Below are 16891 nucleotides of genomic sequence, written 5' to 3'. Positions count from 1 at the left end.
AAGCCACAGCAAAAGGAAGTGGCTCCGGGTTCCGCCGGAATACCGACAAGGAAAGACAACTCATGCTGTTCAAGGAACGATTCACATTGACCGTCTTGCCGCTGGCCCTGGTCACAGCCGCATGCAGCGGCACCGGGGCCCAACACCAACCCGTCCTGTCTGCCGAGCCGGGCCCGGCCTACGCCGCTGATCTGGACCAGTGCCGCGCATTGGCCAAGTCTCAGGACCTGTGGAACCCGGAAACCCGGACACAGGCCTTGATAGGCGCCGGGGTCGGCGCATTGGCAGGCATTTCGGACGACACGGTTGGAAACACAGAAGGCGCCATAGCCGGCGCAGCAGTGGGATCAGCGGCAGGTGCAGTCGCCGGAGCCGCCGAGATGCGCAACACCCGGCGTGACATTCTGATCGAGTGTCTGCGGCAGCGCGGGCACCCAGTGGCCGGCTGAACGCATCAACGGCTCACTCAGAAATTCGTCGACACCCCGGCCCGCGCGTATCCGGATACGGACACTCCAGCCCCCGAGCGCGCGGGCTCTTCTACTGGCTGCGAACGCGGCGGATTCGTGGTCTCACACGCCGCCATTATGGCAAGCGACAGGATAAGGCCGAGTGGTTTCATTTCGCTGCCTTCATTTGTTGGATCACTTGCTAAATGGCGACTGGCACGTCGCTTTCAACCGCAGAGCGTTCAGATCCCCAGAAACACGCTGAGGGGGCCTCGGTGCAGGCCGACGCCCCCGCTCACATATGTGCCACTGGTCGAAACGCCCACATTGGCGTTCAGGGTCGGCTGGACGGGCTCTCCGTCAGCGCCGCAGGCCGCCAAGGTGAAGGCGGCCCCGATCAGGGCAATCACACGCAAGATTGTCATTCCAGCATCTCCTTCCAGCGGGCGATCTGCGCCCGGACCTGGTCCGGGGCCGTACCGCCATAGGACTGGCGCGAGTTTACCGAATTATCCACGCCAAGGACAGAATAGACATCCTGCGTGATGCCCGCGTGGACCGATTGCATGTCCTCGAGCGTCAGATCGGGCAGGTCGCAGCCCTTCTTTTCGGCCATGGCGACCAGCGATCCGGTGACGTGGTGCGCATCGCGGAAGGGCAGGCCCAGCACCCGCACCAGCCAGTCGGCCAGATCGGTCGCGGTGGAAAAGCCCGAGCCGGCGGCAGCGGCCAGGCTGTCGCGGTTGGCGGTCATGTCCTTGACCATGCCTTCCATCGCAGCCAATGCCAGCATCCAGTTGTCGGCGGCGTCAAAGACCTGTTCCTTGTCTTCCTGCATGTCCTTGGAATAGGCCAGCGGTAGCCCCTTCATCACCATCATCAGCGCCGTGTTGGCGCCAAAGATCCGACCCACCTTGGCGCGGATCAGCTCGGCGGCGTCGGGGTTCTTTTTCTGCGGCATGATCGACGATCCGGTCGAGAACCGGTCGGACAGGGTGACAAAGCGGAACTGGGCCGAGGACCAGATCACCAGTTCTTCGGCAAAGCGCGACAGATGCACCGCGCAGATCGAGGCCACCGACAAAAATTCCAGCGCGAAATCGCGATCGGAGACCGCATCCAGCGAGTTGGCGGCGGGCCGGTCAAAGCCCAGCGCCTGCGCCGTCATGTGCCGGTCGATCGGGAAAGAGGTGCCGGCCAGCGCCGCCGCGCCCAGCGGGCATTCGTTCATCCGCGCCCGCGCGTCGCGCACGCGGCTGAGGTCGCGGCCGAACATCTCGACATAGGCCATCATGTGATGGCCCCAGGTCACCGGCTGCGCGGTCTGCAGGTGGGTGAAACCGGGCATGACCCAATCGGCCCCAGCCTCGGCCTGCGCCAAAAGCGCGCGGATCAGGGCCAGCAGGCCGGATTCGGCGGCGTCCAGCTGATCGCGGACCCACAGTTTGAAATCGGTCGCCACCTGGTCATTGCGGCTGCGGCCGGTGTGCAGGCGGCCTGCGGGCTCGCCGATGATCTCTTTCAGCCGCGCCTCGACATTCATGTGGATGTCTTCCAGCGCGGTCGAGAACTGGAACTCACCACGTTCAATCTCTGACAAAACGGTGAGCAGCCCTTCCCGAATGGCCTCGGCATCACTATCACTAATCACGCCCGTGGCGGCCAGCATGGCGGCATGGGCACGCGAGCCCGCGATGTCCTGGGCCGCCATCCGTCGGTCGAACCCGATCGAGGCATTGATCGCCTCCATGATCGCGTCTGGTCCGGCGGCAAAGCGGCCGCCCCACATCTGGTTCGAGGATTGTTCGGTCATGCTGGAAAACCCGGAGTTGATATGCGCCTGTTTCGTCTGATCCCCCTTTATATGGCCCTTGCGCTGGGTGCAAATGCCGCTTTGGCCGCCGACACGCAGGCCCTGGCCGACCTGCGCGACGGCAGCCTGAAACGCCTGATCCTGCATTCCGAGCCGAAACCGGTCTCGGACGCGGAATTCCTGCTGGAAGATGACGGCGGCACCGCCACGCTGGCAGATTATCGCGGCAAATACGTTCTGCTGAACTTTTGGGCCACCTGGTGCGCGCCCTGCCGAAAAGAGATGCCCCAGATCGCCGAGTTGCAGGAGGAATTCGGCGGAGACCAGTTCGAGGTTCTGACGCTGGCCACCGGGCGCAACTCGCCCGCGGGGATCAAGAAGTTCTTTAATGAAAACGGCATCACCAACCTGCCCCGCCACCAAGACCCGAAGCAGGCCGTCGCCCGCGAGATGGGCATCGTCGGCCTTCCGGTCACCATAATCATCGACCCCGACGGCCAGGAAATCGCGCGGCTGATCGGCGATGCCGAATGGAACTCGGACAGTGCCAAGGCGATCATCGCGGCCCTGCTGAACCCCGAAAGCTGACCACCTGACGGGCCTTTTGTGCTAGACTGGAACCGGCCTGACAGGGCCGGTTTTTCATTGGCAACAGACAGGAGGCTGAGATGAAACCGGTGGTTTTACTGATCGGCCGGCTGCCCAACGTGATCGGCGACGTGGCGCGGCAACTGGAGCATCTTCCGATCCGGTGGCTGGGCGCGCATGATCCCGACGAGGTGCGGCGGCAACTGGACGCCGAACCGCGCATCGCCTGCGCGATTATGGGCGCGGGCCTCGATGACAAGGTGCGCGGCGAACTGGTGGGCATCATCGCGGCGCGGCGGCCGGATATCTGCATTCACCTCAAGGATCGCGCCTCGGGACCCGAAGGGCTGGTGCCCTTCGTCGAGCGCGTTGTCCGGCACGAAGTGCTTGAGCCGCACAACACCCCCTGACGCAACGCCACCTTTGACAGGGCCTGACCCCGCTTGCACTCTGTCCGCGGGAGGACATCATGCCGCTGGAAATCCTGCTGGTTCTGGTGGTCGGTGGCATTGCCGGCATCACCGCACTGCTGCATCTGACGGGCAAATCGCGCCAGCGCGTGCTGAGCGCCGATGTCGCGCGCGCCGAATGGCTGCGCCATTTCCCCGACGACACCATCATCGACGTCACCCTGGCCCATGACGGACACGCCTCATTGCTGCGCACCGAGACCGGGCCGGGCCTGTTGTGGTCCTTTGGCGCCGATACAGTGGCCCGCCACCTGCGCGATTTCGACTGGATCGACCACCCCGAGGGCATCGAGGTCCAGTTCCACGACTTCGCCACCCCCGGCGTCACCGTCCGCCTTGATGAAACCGAGCGCCGCCACTGGCGCCACCTGCTGGAGCCCGCATGACCGACCAGATCAGCTTTCCCGATGTCGTCCAATGGGCCGTGCCGTTCTTTATCGCCGCAATCCTGGCCGAATTTCTGTGGATCGCCATGAAGGGCCGTGGCGGGCGGTATGAAACCCGCGACGCCGTGACCTCGCTGATCATGGGAGCGGGCAACATCGCGTCCGGATTCCTGCTGGGCTTCATCGCCTATGGGTTCTTCATGTGGCTGTGGAAGATTACGCCATTGGATCTGGGCACATCGATCCCGGTGATCATCCTGTGCTTTGTGCTGGATGACCTGCGATACTACTGGGTGCACCGGTTCGGGCATCGCATCCGCTGGGTCTGGGCCAGCCATGTAAACCACCACAGCTCGCAGCACTACAACCTGACAACCGCCCTGCGGCAAACCTGGACCTATACCTTCACCTTCATGATGGTTGTGCGCGCGCCGTTGATCCTGTTGGGCTTCCACCCGGCGATGGTGCTGTTCTGCGGCGGCTTGAACCTGATCTACCAGTTCTGGATCCACACCGAAGCCATCGGCAAGATGCCCCGCTGGTTCGAGGCGGTCATGAACACCCCCAGCCATCACCGCGCCCACCACGGCCGCAACGCGCGCTATCTGGATTGCAACTATGCCGGGGTGTTCATCATCTGGGACAAGCTGTTCGGCACCTTCGTCCCCGAGCAGGAGCACGACCGGGTCGACTATGGCCTGGTGCACAATATCGGCACCTTCAACCCGCTGCGGGTGGCCTTTCACGAATGGGTGGCCATCTGGCGCGACGCGACCCAGCCGGGCCTGACCCTGAAACAGCGGCTGGCCTATTGCTTTGCCCCGCCGGGCTACAGCCATGACGGCAGCCGCGACAGCTCCGAGCAGATCAAGTCCAAGCACCTGGCCCGCCACCCCGAAGATCGCGGAACGCCCGGTTTCGAGCAATTTGACGAAAACCTGCCCAACCAACAGGCAAAACAGGCCTGAGACTGGCGGCGTCTGCCGGGCGGGCGCTTGAATTCCGGCGCGCGTGCTCCATATCCGGACAAGTGACAAGTTTGTTCGGTCGGAGTTCCACCATGTCCCGCGTTACAGCCATCTTCACCGCAACCGGCCTGTTGGGCCTGGTAATCGCGATGCTCAGCGCCCTTGGCCAGCAGCCTGCGCCGGCGGTGATGATGCTTGGAGTTGCTATGGTGGGCACAGGCTTCCTGGGCGCCGTGATTGGCGCCGTAGTCGAATTGCGCCACGCAGCCCAGACGACCCGCTGATCCCGCCGACTGATTCCCGACGCGCATTAACCGCAAATTCACCGGTACGACCCGAAACTACGTGCTGACCGGTTTCGGAAACGTACGGGGATTCGGCGTCGATGCGGAAAAAGGACTTTGCAGATCTGCCAGAGGGTGGGGACAGCCCGTTGAATTCGGCCGTCGCCGCGCGAGATACTTCGACCGTTCAAATGGCGACCGAGGCTGTCAAGCATCAGCAATGCCGCCTGGCGTTCCAGCCCGTCATGCAAGCACGAGACCCGCACGGCGTTGCCTTCTATGAGGCATTCATCCGCGTGCTGGACGAAACCGGCCGTGTGATCCCCGCGCGGGAGTTCATGCCGCAGGTGGAAAACACACCAATCGGCCGGGAATTGGACTGCATAGCATTGGAAAAAGGATTGCGCGCCCTGTCTCGCAATCCGGAAATCCGGCTTTCGGTCAACATGTCCGCACGCTCGATCGGATACGCGCGCTGGTCGCGGATCCTGGACCGGTTTCTCAAGCGGGACAAAACGCTGGGCGAGCGGCTTATCCTCGAAATCACCGAAAGCTCGGCAATGCAGGTTCCCGAACTGGTGATCGATTTCATGGACCGGCTTCAGGATCGCGGGATCGCTTTTGCGCTGGATGACTTCGGCGCCAGCAACTTCAGTTTCAGGTATTTTCGCGAGTTCTTCTTTGACGCGGCGAAGATCGACGGGCAGTTCGTACGGGGTGTCAGCACCAACCCGGACAATCAGGCGCTGGTGCGCGCGCTGATCGCCGTCGCCCGTGAATTCGAGATTCTGGTCATCGCCGAATCGGTCGAAACGCGTGAAGATGCCGAGTTTCTGGTGGCCAGCGGTGTGGACTGTCTGCAGGGCTACCTATTCGGCGCTCCGACGGTGAAAGCCCCGTGGCAACCGGAAAAAGAAGCCAAAACAGGAAGTTGAACCGAATTCCCTTGGGCGCTATCCAGCCGAGGCTTTCTCATGAGACAAGCTGTCCGTTGCTGCACGTGCAGCATTGCGCTATGGCAGAAAGTGCTGGAGCGGGGGATCACGAGGCGCTCTTGCATCGCCAGAGAGGCTCTGTGCGACCTGCGCCGTCAGATTTCCCACAGGACCTTGACGGTAAAGGATTGACTGTATGACCAACGTAGTAATCGCATCCGCCGCACGCACAGGCGTCGGCAGCTTTGGCGGTTCCTTTGCGAACACCCCCGCACATGATCTGGGCGCTGCCGTCCTCGAAGCCGTCGTGGAACGCGCCGGGATCGACAAGTCCGAGGTGAGCGAAACCATCATGGGTCAGGTTCTGACGGCCGCCCAAGGCCAGAACCCCGCACGCCAGGCGCATATCAACGCCGGCCTGCCGCAGGAAAGCGCGGCATGGGGCATCAACCAGGTCTGTGGTTCAGGCCTGCGTGCCGTCGCACTGGGCGCTCAGCATATCCAGCTGGGCGATGCCGAGATCGTCTGCGCGGGCGGTCAGGAAAACATGACCCTGTCGCCCCACGCCGCATCGCTGCGCGCGGGCCACAAGATGGGCGACATGAAATACATCGACACCATGATCCGCGACGGCCTGTGGGATGCGTTCAACGGCTACCACATGGGCCAGACCGCCGAGAACGTGGCCGAGAAGTGGCAGATCAGCCGCGACATGCAGGACGAATTCGCCGTGGCCAGCCAGAACAAAGCTGAGGCCGCGCAGAAGGCCGGCAAGTTCAAGGACGAGATCGTCCCCTTCACCATCAAGACCCGCAAGGGCGACATCGTGATGGATAGTGACGAGTACATCCGTCACGGCGCGACCATGGAGGCGATGGCCAAGCTGCGTCCAGCCTTCACGAAGGATGGCTCGGTGACTGCGGCCAACGCCTCGGGTCTGAATGACGGCGCGGCGGCAACCCTGCTGATGTCTGCCGACAACGCCGAAAAGCGCGGGATCGAACCGCTGGCCCGCATCGCGTCTTATGCGACCGCCGGGCTGGACCCGTCGATCATGGGTGTCGGACCGATCTATGCCTCGCGCAAGGCGCTGGAAAAGGCCGGCTGGTCGGTTGACGATCTGGATCTGGTCGAGGCCAACGAGGCCTTCGCGGCACAGGCCTGCGCCGTGAACAAGGACATGGGGTGGGATCCCTCGATCGTGAACGTGAACGGCGGCGCGATCGCCATCGGCCACCCGATCGGAGCATCCGGCTGCCGGGTCCTGAACACGCTGCTGTTCGAAATGAAGCGTCGGAACGCGAAAAAGGGTCTGGCAACCCTCTGCATCGGAGGCGGCATGGGCGTCGCCCTGTGCGTGGAGCGCGTCTAAGTGCTTTGACAAGTCACGAATAAGGGCGTCCAATGGGCGCCCTTTTTTGTTACACTCCGAGAATATCCCTAGGATGCGACAATATCACCAAACGGAAAGAGCCAGCTCGCAACGAAACGATATTGCGCAACACAATCTCTCAGAGTAACAGAATTGCCAACACGATTAAATTTGGAGGAGTCCTAAATGGCACGTACAGCACTCGTAACCGGCGGCACCCGCGGCATCGGCGCAGCAATTTCCAAAGCGCTCAAGGCCGAAGGATACAATGTAGCCGCCTCGTATGCGGGGAATGACGAAGCCGCGGCCAAGTTCACCGAGGAAACCGGCATTGCGACCTACAAATGGAACGTGGCCGACTATGACGAGTCCAAGGCGGGCATCGAAAAGGTCGAAGCCGAGCTCGGCCCGATCGACATCGTTGTCGCCAATGCCGGCATCACCCGCGACGCGCCGTTCCACAAGATGACACCGGAACAATGGCACCAGGTGATCGACACCAACCTGACCGGGGTGTTCAACACCGTACACCCCGTCTGGCCCGGCATGCGCGAGCGCAAGTTCGGTCGGGTGATCGTGATCAGCTCGATCAACGGGCAAAAGGGCCAGTTCGCCCAGGTGAACTATGCCGCCACGAAAGCCGGCGATCTGGGCATCGTCAAATCCCTGGCGCAGGAAGGCGCGCGCGCCGGCATCACCGCAAACGCCATCTGCCCCGGATACATCGCGACCGAGATGGTCATGGCCGTTCCGGAAAAGGTGCGTGAAGCCATCATCGGCCAGATCCCCGCAGGCCGTTTGGGCGAGCCCGAGGAAATTGCCCGCTGCGTCGCGTTCCTGGCCTCGGAAGAGTCGCAGTTCATCAACGGGTCGACGATTTCGGCCAACGGCGCGCAGTTTTTCGTCTGATCGCGGCTTATATGAAAACGGGCCGACCCAACGGGTCGGCCCTTCTTTGATCCCGTAAGAACGCGCGCAGCGTTCAGCGGGAACCCAGAATCCACTTCCAGAAACTCCGGATCGCCTTGCCGCGCTCTTGATGAGCGCGCAGAATTGCCTTTTGTGCGGCAGGATTGGTCGTCATCTCGATCATGGCTCTTCCCTTCTACTAAAGGTGAACTTGACTTGCATTCAACATGCCTGTTGTTTTCAAAAGGTACAAACGAGAGTTTTTCCGCATTCAGTTTAGAAATTCTTATGTGAAGATGAGCGACCGACTTCCCCCACTCACCGCCCTCAGGGCCTTTGACGCCGCCGCCCGCCATATGTCCTTTGCCAAGGCCGCAGACGAGTTGAACGTGACACCAGCCGCGCTGTCGTTTCAGATCAAGTCTCTGGAAGAGCATCTGGGCCAGCCGCTGTTCCGCCGATTGAACCGTGCGGTCGAGCTGACCGAGGCCGGACGAACCCTGGCCCCGGGCACGGAAAAAGGGTTTGCTGCGCTGCAGGCGGCTTGGTCGGCCACCCGCCGCCTGCAGGACAACACAACACTGACAGTGACCGCTGGGCCGGCCCTGACAGCCAAATGGCTGGCCCCCCGCCTTTACGAGTTCGCCCGCGCCCATCCCGAGATCGACCTGAGATTCTCAGCCACGCTGCGCAATCTCGATTTCGAGCGCGACGACGTGGATGTCGCGATCCGGTTCGGGTATGGGCAGGATGACGGGCTGTATTCAGTTCCCGTGCGGCAAGAGTGGTTGACGCCGGTCATGACGCCCGAGCTTGCGGCCCGGTTTCCGACGCCGCAGGACCTGACCAAAGCGCCGCTGATCCACGATGACTCGATCAACTTCCTGAACCCGCCCTGTGACTGGCCCGCCTGGTTTCGCGCGGTCGGGGTGGACTTCACGCCAACCCATGGCGCGCATTTCTCGAACGCGGATCACGCCATTGATGCCGCGGTGGCGGGTGTCGGCGTCGCGTTGGGACGGCGCCCGATGATCATCAAAGATGTGATCGAAGGCCGGCTGGTCATGCCCTTCAAAACCGCCATCGAAACCAAGGCCCGCTTCCGGTTCCTGTGCCGTTCGGGCGAGGAGACGCGCCCTCAGATTGCCGCCTTCCGGGATTGGTTCCTTGCAGAGATCGAAAAAACCGCGCACATATCCGACGGTCTGGAAATCATACCCGTCGAGGAAATCCCCCCCGCATGACAAAGAACCGCGCCACCGCCATCGGCTTTGCCGCCGTCCTTTTGTGGGCACTGCTGGCGCTGTTCACGGTTGGCTCGGCGCCGACCCCGCCGCTTTTGCTGAACGCCATCTGCTTCACGATCGGCGGAACCCTTGGCTTGATCTGGACATGGCACAGCGGTGGGCTTGGGCAACTGAAACAGGTCAGTTGGAAGGTGTTCGCGTTCGGCACGGTTGGCTTGTTCGGATACCACGCCCTGTATTTTTCGGCCCTGCGCATGGCACCTGCGGCCGAGGCCGGATTGATCGCCTACCTCTGGCCCTTGCTGATCGTGCTTTTCTCAGGGTTGCTTCCCGGCGAAACCCTACGTCTGGGCCATCTGCTCGGGGCTTGTCTGGGCTTTTCCGGGGCCGCGCTGATCATCACCGGTGGCGGAACCGCAGGGTTTCAGGCCGAACATCTGCCGGGCTATGCGCTCGCGCTTCTGTGTGCCCTTACGTGGTCGGGGTATTCCGTATTGTCGCGCAGGTTGGGTCAAACGCCGACCAGCTCGGTAGCAGTGTTCTGCGTGCTGACCGCCATCGCCTCGTGGATCCTGCATTTCAGCCTTGAGCAGACAGTCTGGCCGCCCGACGCACTGGCCTGGATGTCGACCGTTGCCCTGGGGTTGGGGCCCGTTGGGCTGGCGTTCTATGTCTGGGATATCGGGGTCAAGCACGGTGACATCCAGATGTTGGGCACCAGCTCGTACGCGGCACCCCTGCTGTCAACTCTGGTGCTTGTGGTCGCCGGGATCGCCACGCCGTCCTGGACGCTGGCGATCGCGGCATTGCTTGTTACCGGCGGCGCTGCAATCGCGGCACGCGCCAGCCTACGACGTTAAGCCGACAGGCGTTCAATCTCTTCCTTCAGCTTCAGCTTCTTCTTTTTGAGTTGAGCAATGTGGAGATCGTCGATACCGGGCGAGCGCTGGGCTTGTTCCACTTCGAGACTGAGGGTTTCGTGCTTCTTCTTCAGTTCCGTCAGATGTGCGCTTACGCTCATGGCGATCCTCCTTCTCTGTTTCTGAATATCACATGGGAAGTTGATCACATCATTTCCAGCCTGTCACGCTGCAGACGCTCGGATTCTTGTTCAAATCCGACAATTTCGGCTGGTCATTGCCTATCGGGCGTCCGGCCAGGGCATTGGTCGGCCCTCGCGCAGGATGCCAGATACCATGTCGGTATAGCTCTCGCCGTCCCTTTCATGGCGGTCACCGCTGTGGAGAATCAGCGGCGCATGCAATCGAAAATCCGCGCGCCCGCCCTTGCGCGCCCGCAGGATCAGCAACTCGGCCCCGCGCCCCATACGCGGCGCGATGGGCAGAACCTCTACCGAGCCCAACCGACCCGCGCAGGCCGTCAGCATGTCGGGCAAGCGTTCCGCGCGCTGGATCATGTGCAAGTACCCGCGCGGTGCCAGCCTGCGCGCTGCCGCATCAAACCAGTCGGACAGCGGCGTCTGCTCGCTCAGCGCCGTTCGCCGACCAGCATCGACGGCCGCGCTATGTGCACCGGGCCGATAATAGGGCGGGTTTGCGATCACGTGGTCGAAGTGCTGCTGACGCAGATCAGTCGGCATATTGGACAGGTCGGCCACGTGGACGGACAGATCAATCTCGTTGCATTGCGCGTTTCTTGCGGCCAGATCGGCATAGTCGGCCTGAAGCTCGATCCCAGTCGAGCACAGACCGGGTACGCGGGTCGCGAGACAAAGAACCGCAGCACCCGCCCCGCAGCCCAGCTCCAGCACCGACTGCCCGGCTTTGGCCGGAACTGCGGCAGCAAGTAGCACCGGATCGATACCGGCGCGATAACCGTCACGCGGCTGCCACAGCTTTAGGCGGCCACCCAGAAAGTCGTTGCAAGTCAGCGCGCTGTCAGGAAACCCGGTCATTTTCCCAGCGGAATGTCATTGTCACGCATCACCCGCTCTGCCCGCTCGAGGTCATCGGTCCGAACCATGAGGCGGCGCGGAAAGATTCCGATGCCTCCCTCGAGGACGCTCATATTTACGTCCATCTCAAAGCAGTCTATATCCTCGCCCTCAAGAAGAGCGGATGCAAAGGCGATGATGGTCGGATCAGTGCTGCGCAGAAGTTCTTTCATGGGGATGGATGTAAGGGCAAGGCAGGACGAAAGTCGAGCCTTGTATCAGGAGTGTGATGACGATCAGCACGATCTCGAAACCGCATGAGCGACTGGCCGAGATTTTGGCCGGTGAAATGGAGGCGGTAAACACTCTGATCCGCACCCGCATGGCCTCGGAACACGCGCCCCGCATCCCCGAAGTCACCGCGCATCTGGTCGAAGCGGGCGGCAAGCGCCTGCGCCCGATGCTGACACTGGCCGCTGCGCGGCTGTTCGGCTATGGCGGCGATCATCACATCCGTTTGGCCGCCACGGTCGAATTCATCCACACCGCCACGCTTTTGCATGACGACGTTGTGGACGAAAGCGCGCAGCGGCGGGGCCGGCCTACTGCCAACCTCCTGTGGGACAACAAGTCCAGCGTGCTGGTCGGCGACTATCTGTTTTCGCGCAGTTTCCAGCTGATGGTGGAAACCGGATCGCTGCGGGTTCTGGACATCCTGGCCAATGCCTCGGCCACCATTGCCGAGGGCGAGGTGCTGCAGATGACCGCTGCCACCGACCTGCGCACCGACGAGAGCGTGTATCTGCAGGTCGTGCGCGGAAAGACCGCGGCGCTGTTCTCCGCGGCGACCGAGGTGGGCGGCGTGATCGCCGGTGCGTCCGAGGAACAGGTCCGGGCGCTGTTCGCCTATGGCGACGCGTTGGGCATCGCCTTCCAGATCGCCGACGACCTGCTGGACTATCAGGGCGACAGCAAGACCACCGGCAAGAACGTGGGCGACGACTTCCGCGAGCGTAAACTGACCCTCCCAGTGATCAAGGCCGTGGCCCAGGCCACACCCGACGAGCGTGCGTTCTGGGAACGCACGATCGAGAAGGGTCGGCAACAGGATGGAGACCTGGACCTGGCCCTGAACCTCATGCGCAAATACGGCACCCTGGAGGAGACACGGAAGGACGCTCTGGCCTGGGCTGCCAAGGCCAAAACCGCTCTGACCGCGCTGCCCGATCACGAGTTGCGCGACCTGCTCGGTGATCTGGCCGATTACGTCGTATCCCGCCTCAGCTGAGTACGCTGGCGCAACACCACCAGTCCGGCTGGGAAACACCAATCTCGTAGGCTGCAAAATGTGCGGCCTTCATGGACGGGTACAGCGCAAAGCAGGTCGAACCCGACCCCGACATGCGCACCAGCAGAACGTCCCGCGTTTCACCCAGCGCCTGCAACACGTCTGAAATCTGGGGCGCCAAACCTATTGCCGCTTCCTGCAAATCATTGCGTTGCCCGGCCAGCCAGTCAGCGCAGGCCTCGGGCGTTTCGAATGCCGGTATCTGATCGGGCATCCCCGGATTGTCGCGTGAAGCCAGCGCATTGAACACCGGCCCCGTCGGAACAGGCACACCCGGATTGACCAGCAGCGCGGGCAAAGCCGGCAATGCAACCGGGGCAACATGGTCACCAATGCCCCGCATCCGTGCGGCTCTGCCCAGTACACAAACAGGAACATCCGCGCCCAGGGCCAAAGCCGTTTCCAGCGGAACTTCCGCGTCTTCCCCTGCGATGGCCCGCAAAGTCGCTGCCGCATCCGATGAGCCGCCGCCGATTCCCCCGCCATGCGGCAGGAGCTTGTCCAACTGGATTTGCCCGCTCCATCCCATCGCCCTAGCGGCCCGCCAGACGAGGTTGCGGTCGTCGGTCGGCACCCCGGCGGCATGGGGACCGATCACGGTCAGGCGAATCTCGGGCCCGGGTGACAGGATCAACGTGTCTCCCACATCGGCAAAGGCGACCAGCGAATCCAGCAGATGGTATCCGTCGGCCCGCCGTCCGGTCACATGCAGGGAAAGGTTGATCTTCGCGGGCGCAAAGGCCTCAATCGCCATTGGCGACCTTGAGGGGGGCCGCGCCTTCCTCGGCCAGCACCGCGTCCAGCCCGACCTCGAGTTTGCGACGGATCCGGTCGGGGTCGGCCTCGCCATCGGTATCTTCGGGATCGATGAAGGACAACGCGCGCCGCCATTGGAAATCGGCCTCACGGGTGCGCCCGACGGCCCAGTAGACGTCGCCCAAGTGGTCGTTGACCACCGGGTCCACGGCCATCAGTTCAACGGCGCGCTCCATATGTTCGACCGCCTCGTCGTACCGGCCCAAGCGAAACAGAACCCAGCCCAAGCTGTCGACGATATAGCCGCTGTCAGGCTGGATCGCGACGGCGCGCTCGATCATGTCCAGCGCCTCTTCCAGTTTTTCCTGCCGCTCGACCAGCGAGTAACCGAGATAGTTCAAAACCTGCGGCTGATCCGGATTCAACTCCAGGGCACGCCTGAAATCCGCCTCGGCCTTGTCCCAGGCCTTGAGCCGTTCGTGGCAGATGCCGCGGGCGTAGTGCAGGAACCAGTTGCCACCCGAACCGGTTTCGGTCAGTTCGATGGCTCGGTCATACGAGGTGACAGCTGCGGCGTAGTTTTCCTGACGCCGCTGCAGGTCGGCTAAGGCGACGTGGACACTGGGCAGGTTGGGCTGCCGGGCCGCCAGATTTTCCAGCACTTCGATCGCCGCATCCGGTTTCCCCGACTGAGCCAGGATTTCGGCACGCCCCAGCTCGGCTGCGTGGAAATCGCTGCTACCCGTGGGAACCTTTCGATAGGCTTCGGCGGCCAGGTCGTACTGGCTCAACTGCTCAAGCAGTTCCGCGCTCAGCAGGATCGCATCGATGTGATCGGGCCGGAGGAAAGTCGCGATCCGCGCGTAGAGCAGCACATAGTCATGTGCGGCCTCGGTGTTCAACGCCGCCCCGACCGAGAAAAAGACCTCGGCCACGCCTTCGGTGGCCGATCCGACATGGGTGAATGGCAAGGTGCCACCGGCGCTGAGCGTGTCCACGTAGGACTCGATCGACGGATCGCTGCCTGCCGCAAAGACGTTTTCCAAGAATTGCAGAGCTTCGTCATTGCGGTTGAGCTGCGACAAGACTTCGACCCGCGCCAGCGCTGCACGTCGCGAGAATCGCGCAACGATACTGTCGTCGGCCGCAAAGATCGCCTCGGCCCCCTCGAAATCGCCAACCGACGCCAGCGCCAACGCCTTGTGATACAGCGCGAATTCCCGCAGACCGTCCTGCTGGGCGACCTCATCGAACTGCGCCATCGCCTTGGTCATTTCGCCCTTGCCCAGATGCGCCCAGGCCGTCATCAGCCCATCGACCAGCGGGCCAACGCCCTGATTTTCCAGGTCACGGGCCAGCAATTCGTCGAACTTTCCGTCAGATACCAGTTTGGCGGAAACAACCATACGTGCGGCCTGGTTGGGCTGCCCGTTCGCCTCCATGTCCTCGGCGATCGGCAATGCACGTTCCACATCGCCAAGCGCCACGCGCGCCAGTAGCACGCTTTCCTTGAGCTTGGTGTTGCCCGGATCGAAAATCAGGGCCTTGGAGTAGTACTCCTCGGCAGCCTTGTAGTCGCTTTCATAGATGGCCTGGCGTCCAGCCAGATAGGATCCCGCGCCGGAATCCGCGTGAACCGGAACGACAGCCGCTGTCGCAAGAAACACGGCCAGCGCCGTGCGACGAACCAGTGAAACCACCTAATACCTGCCTTGTCTGCCTATGATTGCAGAACAAGCTAGGGCCTTGGCCCGCCAGAGGCAATGGCCGAGCGTTCACGGCCCCGCCATTGCCCGGGTTTTTGCCTACATGTTGGGGTAGTTCGGTCCGTCCCCACCCTGCGGCGTGGTCCACGTGATGTTCTGGCTGGGATCCTTGATGTCACAGGTCTTGCAGTGGACGCAGTTCTGGAAGTTGATCACGAATCGCGGCTCGGCCTCGTCCTTCACCACTTCGTACACGCCCGCCGGGCAATACCGCTGCGCCGGTTCGTCAAACTTGGGCAGGTTGACCTTCACCGGAATCTCGGGGTCGGTCAGCTTCAGGTGACAGGGTTGGCTTTCTTCGTGGTTGGTGAACGAAAACGCCACGTTGGTCAGACGATCGAAAGACAGCGTGCCATCGGGCTTCGGATAGTCGATGGGGTGTGCTTGCTGGCATCCTCGGTCGCCTCGGCGTCGTTCTTGCCATGGCCCAGCGTCCCCAGCAGCGAGAAGCCCAGCGTGTTGGTCCACATGTCCATGCCACCCAGCACCAGCGAAGCGGTCAGGCCATATTTCGACCACAGCGGCTTGACGTTGCGAACCTTCTTGAGGTCGCGGCCAATCGCACCGTTGCGCACCTCGTCTTCATAGGCGGACAGCTCGTCGCCCGACCGGTCGGCCTTGATCGCCTCAAATGCGGCCTCGGCCGCTGCCTTGCCCGACAGCATCGCGTTGTGGTTGCCCTTGATGCGCGGCACGTTGACCATGCCCGCCGAGCAGCCCAGCAGCGCCACGCCCGGCGCCACCAGCTTCGGCATCGACTGATATCCGCCCTCGGTGATCGCGCGGGCGCCATAGGCGACGCGCTTGCCGCCTTTCAGCAGGTCGGCCACCACCGGGTGGTGCTTGAACCGCTGGAATTCCATGTAGGGGAAAAGATGCGGGTTCTTGTAGTTCAGGTGAACCACGAAGCCGACATAGACCTGGTTGTTTTCCAGGTGGTAGATGAACGACCCGCCCCCGGCATTGCCGCCCAGCGGCCAGCCCATCGTGTGGGTGACGCTGCCCTCCTTGTGCTTGGCGGGGTCGATCTCCCAGATCTCTTTCATGCCGATGCCGTATTTCTGCGGCTCTTTCCCGGCGGACAGGTCGTATTTCGCGATCACTTCCTTGGACAGCGACCCGCGCACGCCTTCCGACAGGAAGACGTATTTGCCGTGCAGTTCCATGCCCGGCTCGGTGTTGGGGCCATAGGATCCGTCGGGTTCCAGCCCGAACACGCCAGCCACGACACCCTTGACCTCGCCATTGTCGCCATAGACCAGTTCGGAACAGGCCATACCAGGGAAGATCTCGACGCCCAGTTCCTCGGCCTGTTCGGCCATCCAACGGCAGACATTGCCCATCGAGACGATGTAGTTGCCGTGATTGTTCATCAGCGGCGGCATCGGCCAGTTTGGGATGCGCAGCTTGCCGGCCTCGCCCAGCATATAGAAGTTGTCTTCGCGCACCGGCACGTTCAGCGGCGCGCCCTTTTCCTTCCAGTCGGGGATCAGCGCATCCAGACCGCACGGGTCCAGCACCGCGCCCGACAGGATATGCGCGCCCACTTCCGAGCCCTTTTCCAGCACAACCACGTTCAGGTCGGCGTCCAGCTGTTTCAGACGAATGGCCGCCGACAGGCCCGCCGGGCCTGCGCCCACGATCACCACGTCGTATTCCATCGCTTCGCGTTCAATTTCGGCCATCGTGGGCTCCTCCGCTAACTA

General features: G+C 62.4%; 19 protein-coding genes and 1 pseudogene. 12 read left to right on the top strand and 8 right to left on the bottom strand.

Features of this window, described 5'->3' with window-relative positions; all coding sequences use genetic code 11:
• The first annotated feature begins 62 nt into the window (after nt 1-62).
• A complete protein-coding gene (locus ACR3EK_RS00295; RefSeq protein WP_170526087.1) occupies nt 63-449 on the top strand; it encodes a glycine zipper family protein in 387 nt (128 codons plus the stop codon).
• A gap of 242 nt (nt 450-691) precedes the next feature.
• On the opposite strand, the gene ACR3EK_RS00290 is transcribed toward ACR3EK_RS00295, so the two are convergent.
• Nucleotides 692-874 (bottom strand): hypothetical protein, encoded by a 183-nt coding sequence (locus ACR3EK_RS00290; protein ID WP_170360096.1) that lies wholly within the window; start codon nt 872-874, stop codon nt 692-694.
• Nucleotides 871-2262 (bottom strand): argininosuccinate lyase, encoded by a 1392-nt coding sequence (argH, locus tag ACR3EK_RS00285; protein ID WP_170373087.1) that lies wholly within the window; start codon nt 2260-2262, stop codon nt 871-873. Before argH ends, ACR3EK_RS00290 begins: the two co-directional genes overlap by 4 nt.
• A 21-nt stretch (nt 2263-2283) precedes the next feature.
• Between argH and ACR3EK_RS00280 the strand changes: the two genes are divergently transcribed.
• From ACR3EK_RS00280 to yddG, 10 genes are all read left to right on the top strand, one after another.
• Entirely contained in the window at nt 2284-2850 is a 567-nt protein-coding gene (locus ACR3EK_RS00280; protein WP_480632393.1) for a TlpA disulfide reductase family protein, read from the top strand.
• A gap of 80 nt (nt 2851-2930) precedes the next feature.
• Nucleotides 2931-3260 carry a hypothetical protein gene (locus ACR3EK_RS00275; protein WP_170360091.1) on the top strand — a complete coding sequence of 110 codons (330 nt, stop codon included), beginning with the start codon at nt 2931-2933 and terminating at the stop codon, nt 3258-3260.
• Between the two features lie 59 nt (nt 3261-3319).
• Nucleotides 3320-3706 carry a hypothetical protein gene (locus tag ACR3EK_RS00270; RefSeq protein WP_480632392.1) on the top strand — a complete coding sequence of 129 codons (387 nt, stop codon included), beginning with the start codon at nt 3320-3322 and terminating at the stop codon, nt 3704-3706.
• Nucleotides 3703-4674 carry a sterol desaturase family protein gene (locus ACR3EK_RS00265; RefSeq protein WP_170360087.1) on the top strand — a complete coding sequence of 324 codons (972 nt, stop codon included), beginning with the start codon at nt 3703-3705 and terminating at the stop codon, nt 4672-4674. Before ACR3EK_RS00270 ends, ACR3EK_RS00265 begins: the two co-directional genes overlap by 4 nt.
• 92 nt (nt 4675-4766) lie before the next feature.
• Nucleotides 4767-4958 (top strand): hypothetical protein, encoded by a 192-nt coding sequence (locus ACR3EK_RS00260; protein WP_093963509.1) that lies wholly within the window; start codon nt 4767-4769, stop codon nt 4956-4958.
• Between the two features lie 101 nt (nt 4959-5059).
• Nucleotides 5060-5893, top strand: coding sequence for an EAL domain-containing protein (locus ACR3EK_RS00255; protein ID WP_480632391.1), 834 nt, complete (start codon nt 5060-5062; stop codon nt 5891-5893).
• Between the two features lie 196 nt (nt 5894-6089).
• Entirely contained in the window at nt 6090-7265 is a 1176-nt protein-coding gene (locus ACR3EK_RS00250; protein ID WP_093963511.1) for an acetyl-CoA C-acetyltransferase, read from the top strand.
• A 186-nt stretch (nt 7266-7451) separates the two neighbouring features.
• Nucleotides 7452-8174 carry an acetoacetyl-CoA reductase gene (gene phbB / locus ACR3EK_RS00245; RefSeq protein ID WP_170342952.1) on the top strand — a complete coding sequence of 241 codons (723 nt, stop codon included), beginning with the start codon at nt 7452-7454 and terminating at the stop codon, nt 8172-8174.
• Between the two features lie 296 nt (nt 8175-8470).
• Nucleotides 8471-9418, top strand: coding sequence for a transcriptional regulator GcvA (locus ACR3EK_RS00240; RefSeq protein WP_170461014.1), 948 nt, complete (start codon nt 8471-8473; stop codon nt 9416-9418).
• Nucleotides 9415-10281, top strand: a complete 867-nt coding sequence (yddG, locus tag ACR3EK_RS00235; RefSeq protein ID WP_480632390.1) for an aromatic amino acid exporter YddG — start codon at nt 9415-9417, stop codon at nt 10279-10281. Before ACR3EK_RS00240 ends, yddG begins: the two co-directional genes overlap by 4 nt.
• Here the strand turns inward: yddG and ACR3EK_RS00230 are convergent.
• From ACR3EK_RS00230 to ACR3EK_RS00220, 3 genes are all read right to left on the bottom strand, one after another.
• Nucleotides 10278-10442 carry a YdcH family protein gene (locus ACR3EK_RS00230; RefSeq protein WP_093963770.1) on the bottom strand — a complete coding sequence of 55 codons (165 nt, stop codon included), beginning with the start codon at nt 10440-10442 and terminating at the stop codon, nt 10278-10280. The genes yddG and ACR3EK_RS00230 overlap by 4 nt on opposite strands.
• A gap of 120 nt (nt 10443-10562) precedes the next feature.
• Nucleotides 10563-11336, bottom strand: coding sequence for a tRNA1(Val) (adenine(37)-N6)-methyltransferase (locus ACR3EK_RS00225; protein WP_480632389.1), 774 nt, complete (start codon nt 11334-11336; stop codon nt 10563-10565).
• Entirely contained in the window at nt 11333-11548 is a 216-nt protein-coding gene (locus tag ACR3EK_RS00220) for a putative signal transducing protein (RefSeq protein ID WP_480632388.1), read from the bottom strand. Before ACR3EK_RS00220 ends, ACR3EK_RS00225 begins: the two co-directional genes overlap by 4 nt.
• 56 nt (nt 11549-11604) lie before the next feature.
• Between ACR3EK_RS00220 and ACR3EK_RS00215 the strand changes: the two genes are divergently transcribed.
• Nucleotides 11605-12603, top strand: a complete 999-nt coding sequence (locus tag ACR3EK_RS00215; protein WP_480632387.1) for a polyprenyl synthetase family protein — start codon at nt 11605-11607, stop codon at nt 12601-12603.
• Here the strand turns inward: ACR3EK_RS00215 and ACR3EK_RS00210 are convergent.
• The 3 genes and pseudogenes from ACR3EK_RS00210 to ACR3EK_RS00200 all read right to left on the bottom strand — a co-directional run bounded on the left by ACR3EK_RS00210 (nt 12596) and on the right by ACR3EK_RS00200 (nt 16870).
• A complete protein-coding gene (locus tag ACR3EK_RS00210) occupies nt 12596-13417 on the bottom strand; it encodes a 4-(cytidine 5'-diphospho)-2-C-methyl-D-erythritol kinase (RefSeq protein WP_480632386.1) in 822 nt (273 codons plus the stop codon). The genes ACR3EK_RS00215 and ACR3EK_RS00210 overlap by 8 nt on opposite strands.
• Nucleotides 13407-15119: a tetratricopeptide repeat protein gene (locus ACR3EK_RS00205; RefSeq protein ID WP_480632385.1), complete on the bottom strand. Its 1713-nt coding sequence runs from the start codon at nt 15117-15119 to the stop codon at nt 13407-13409. Before ACR3EK_RS00205 ends, ACR3EK_RS00210 begins: the two co-directional genes overlap by 11 nt.
• Nucleotides 15120-15224: 105 nt before the next feature.
• Nucleotides 15225-16870, bottom strand: a pseudogene (locus ACR3EK_RS00200) (electron transfer flavoprotein-ubiquinone oxidoreductase).
• Nucleotides 16871-16891: the final 21 nt, after the last annotated feature.

It is taken from the genome of Ruegeria sp. BC8, assembly GCF_056535705.1.
Note: the sequence above shows the minus strand (reverse complement) of the source record. Positions and strands in the feature narration are given on the sequence as shown.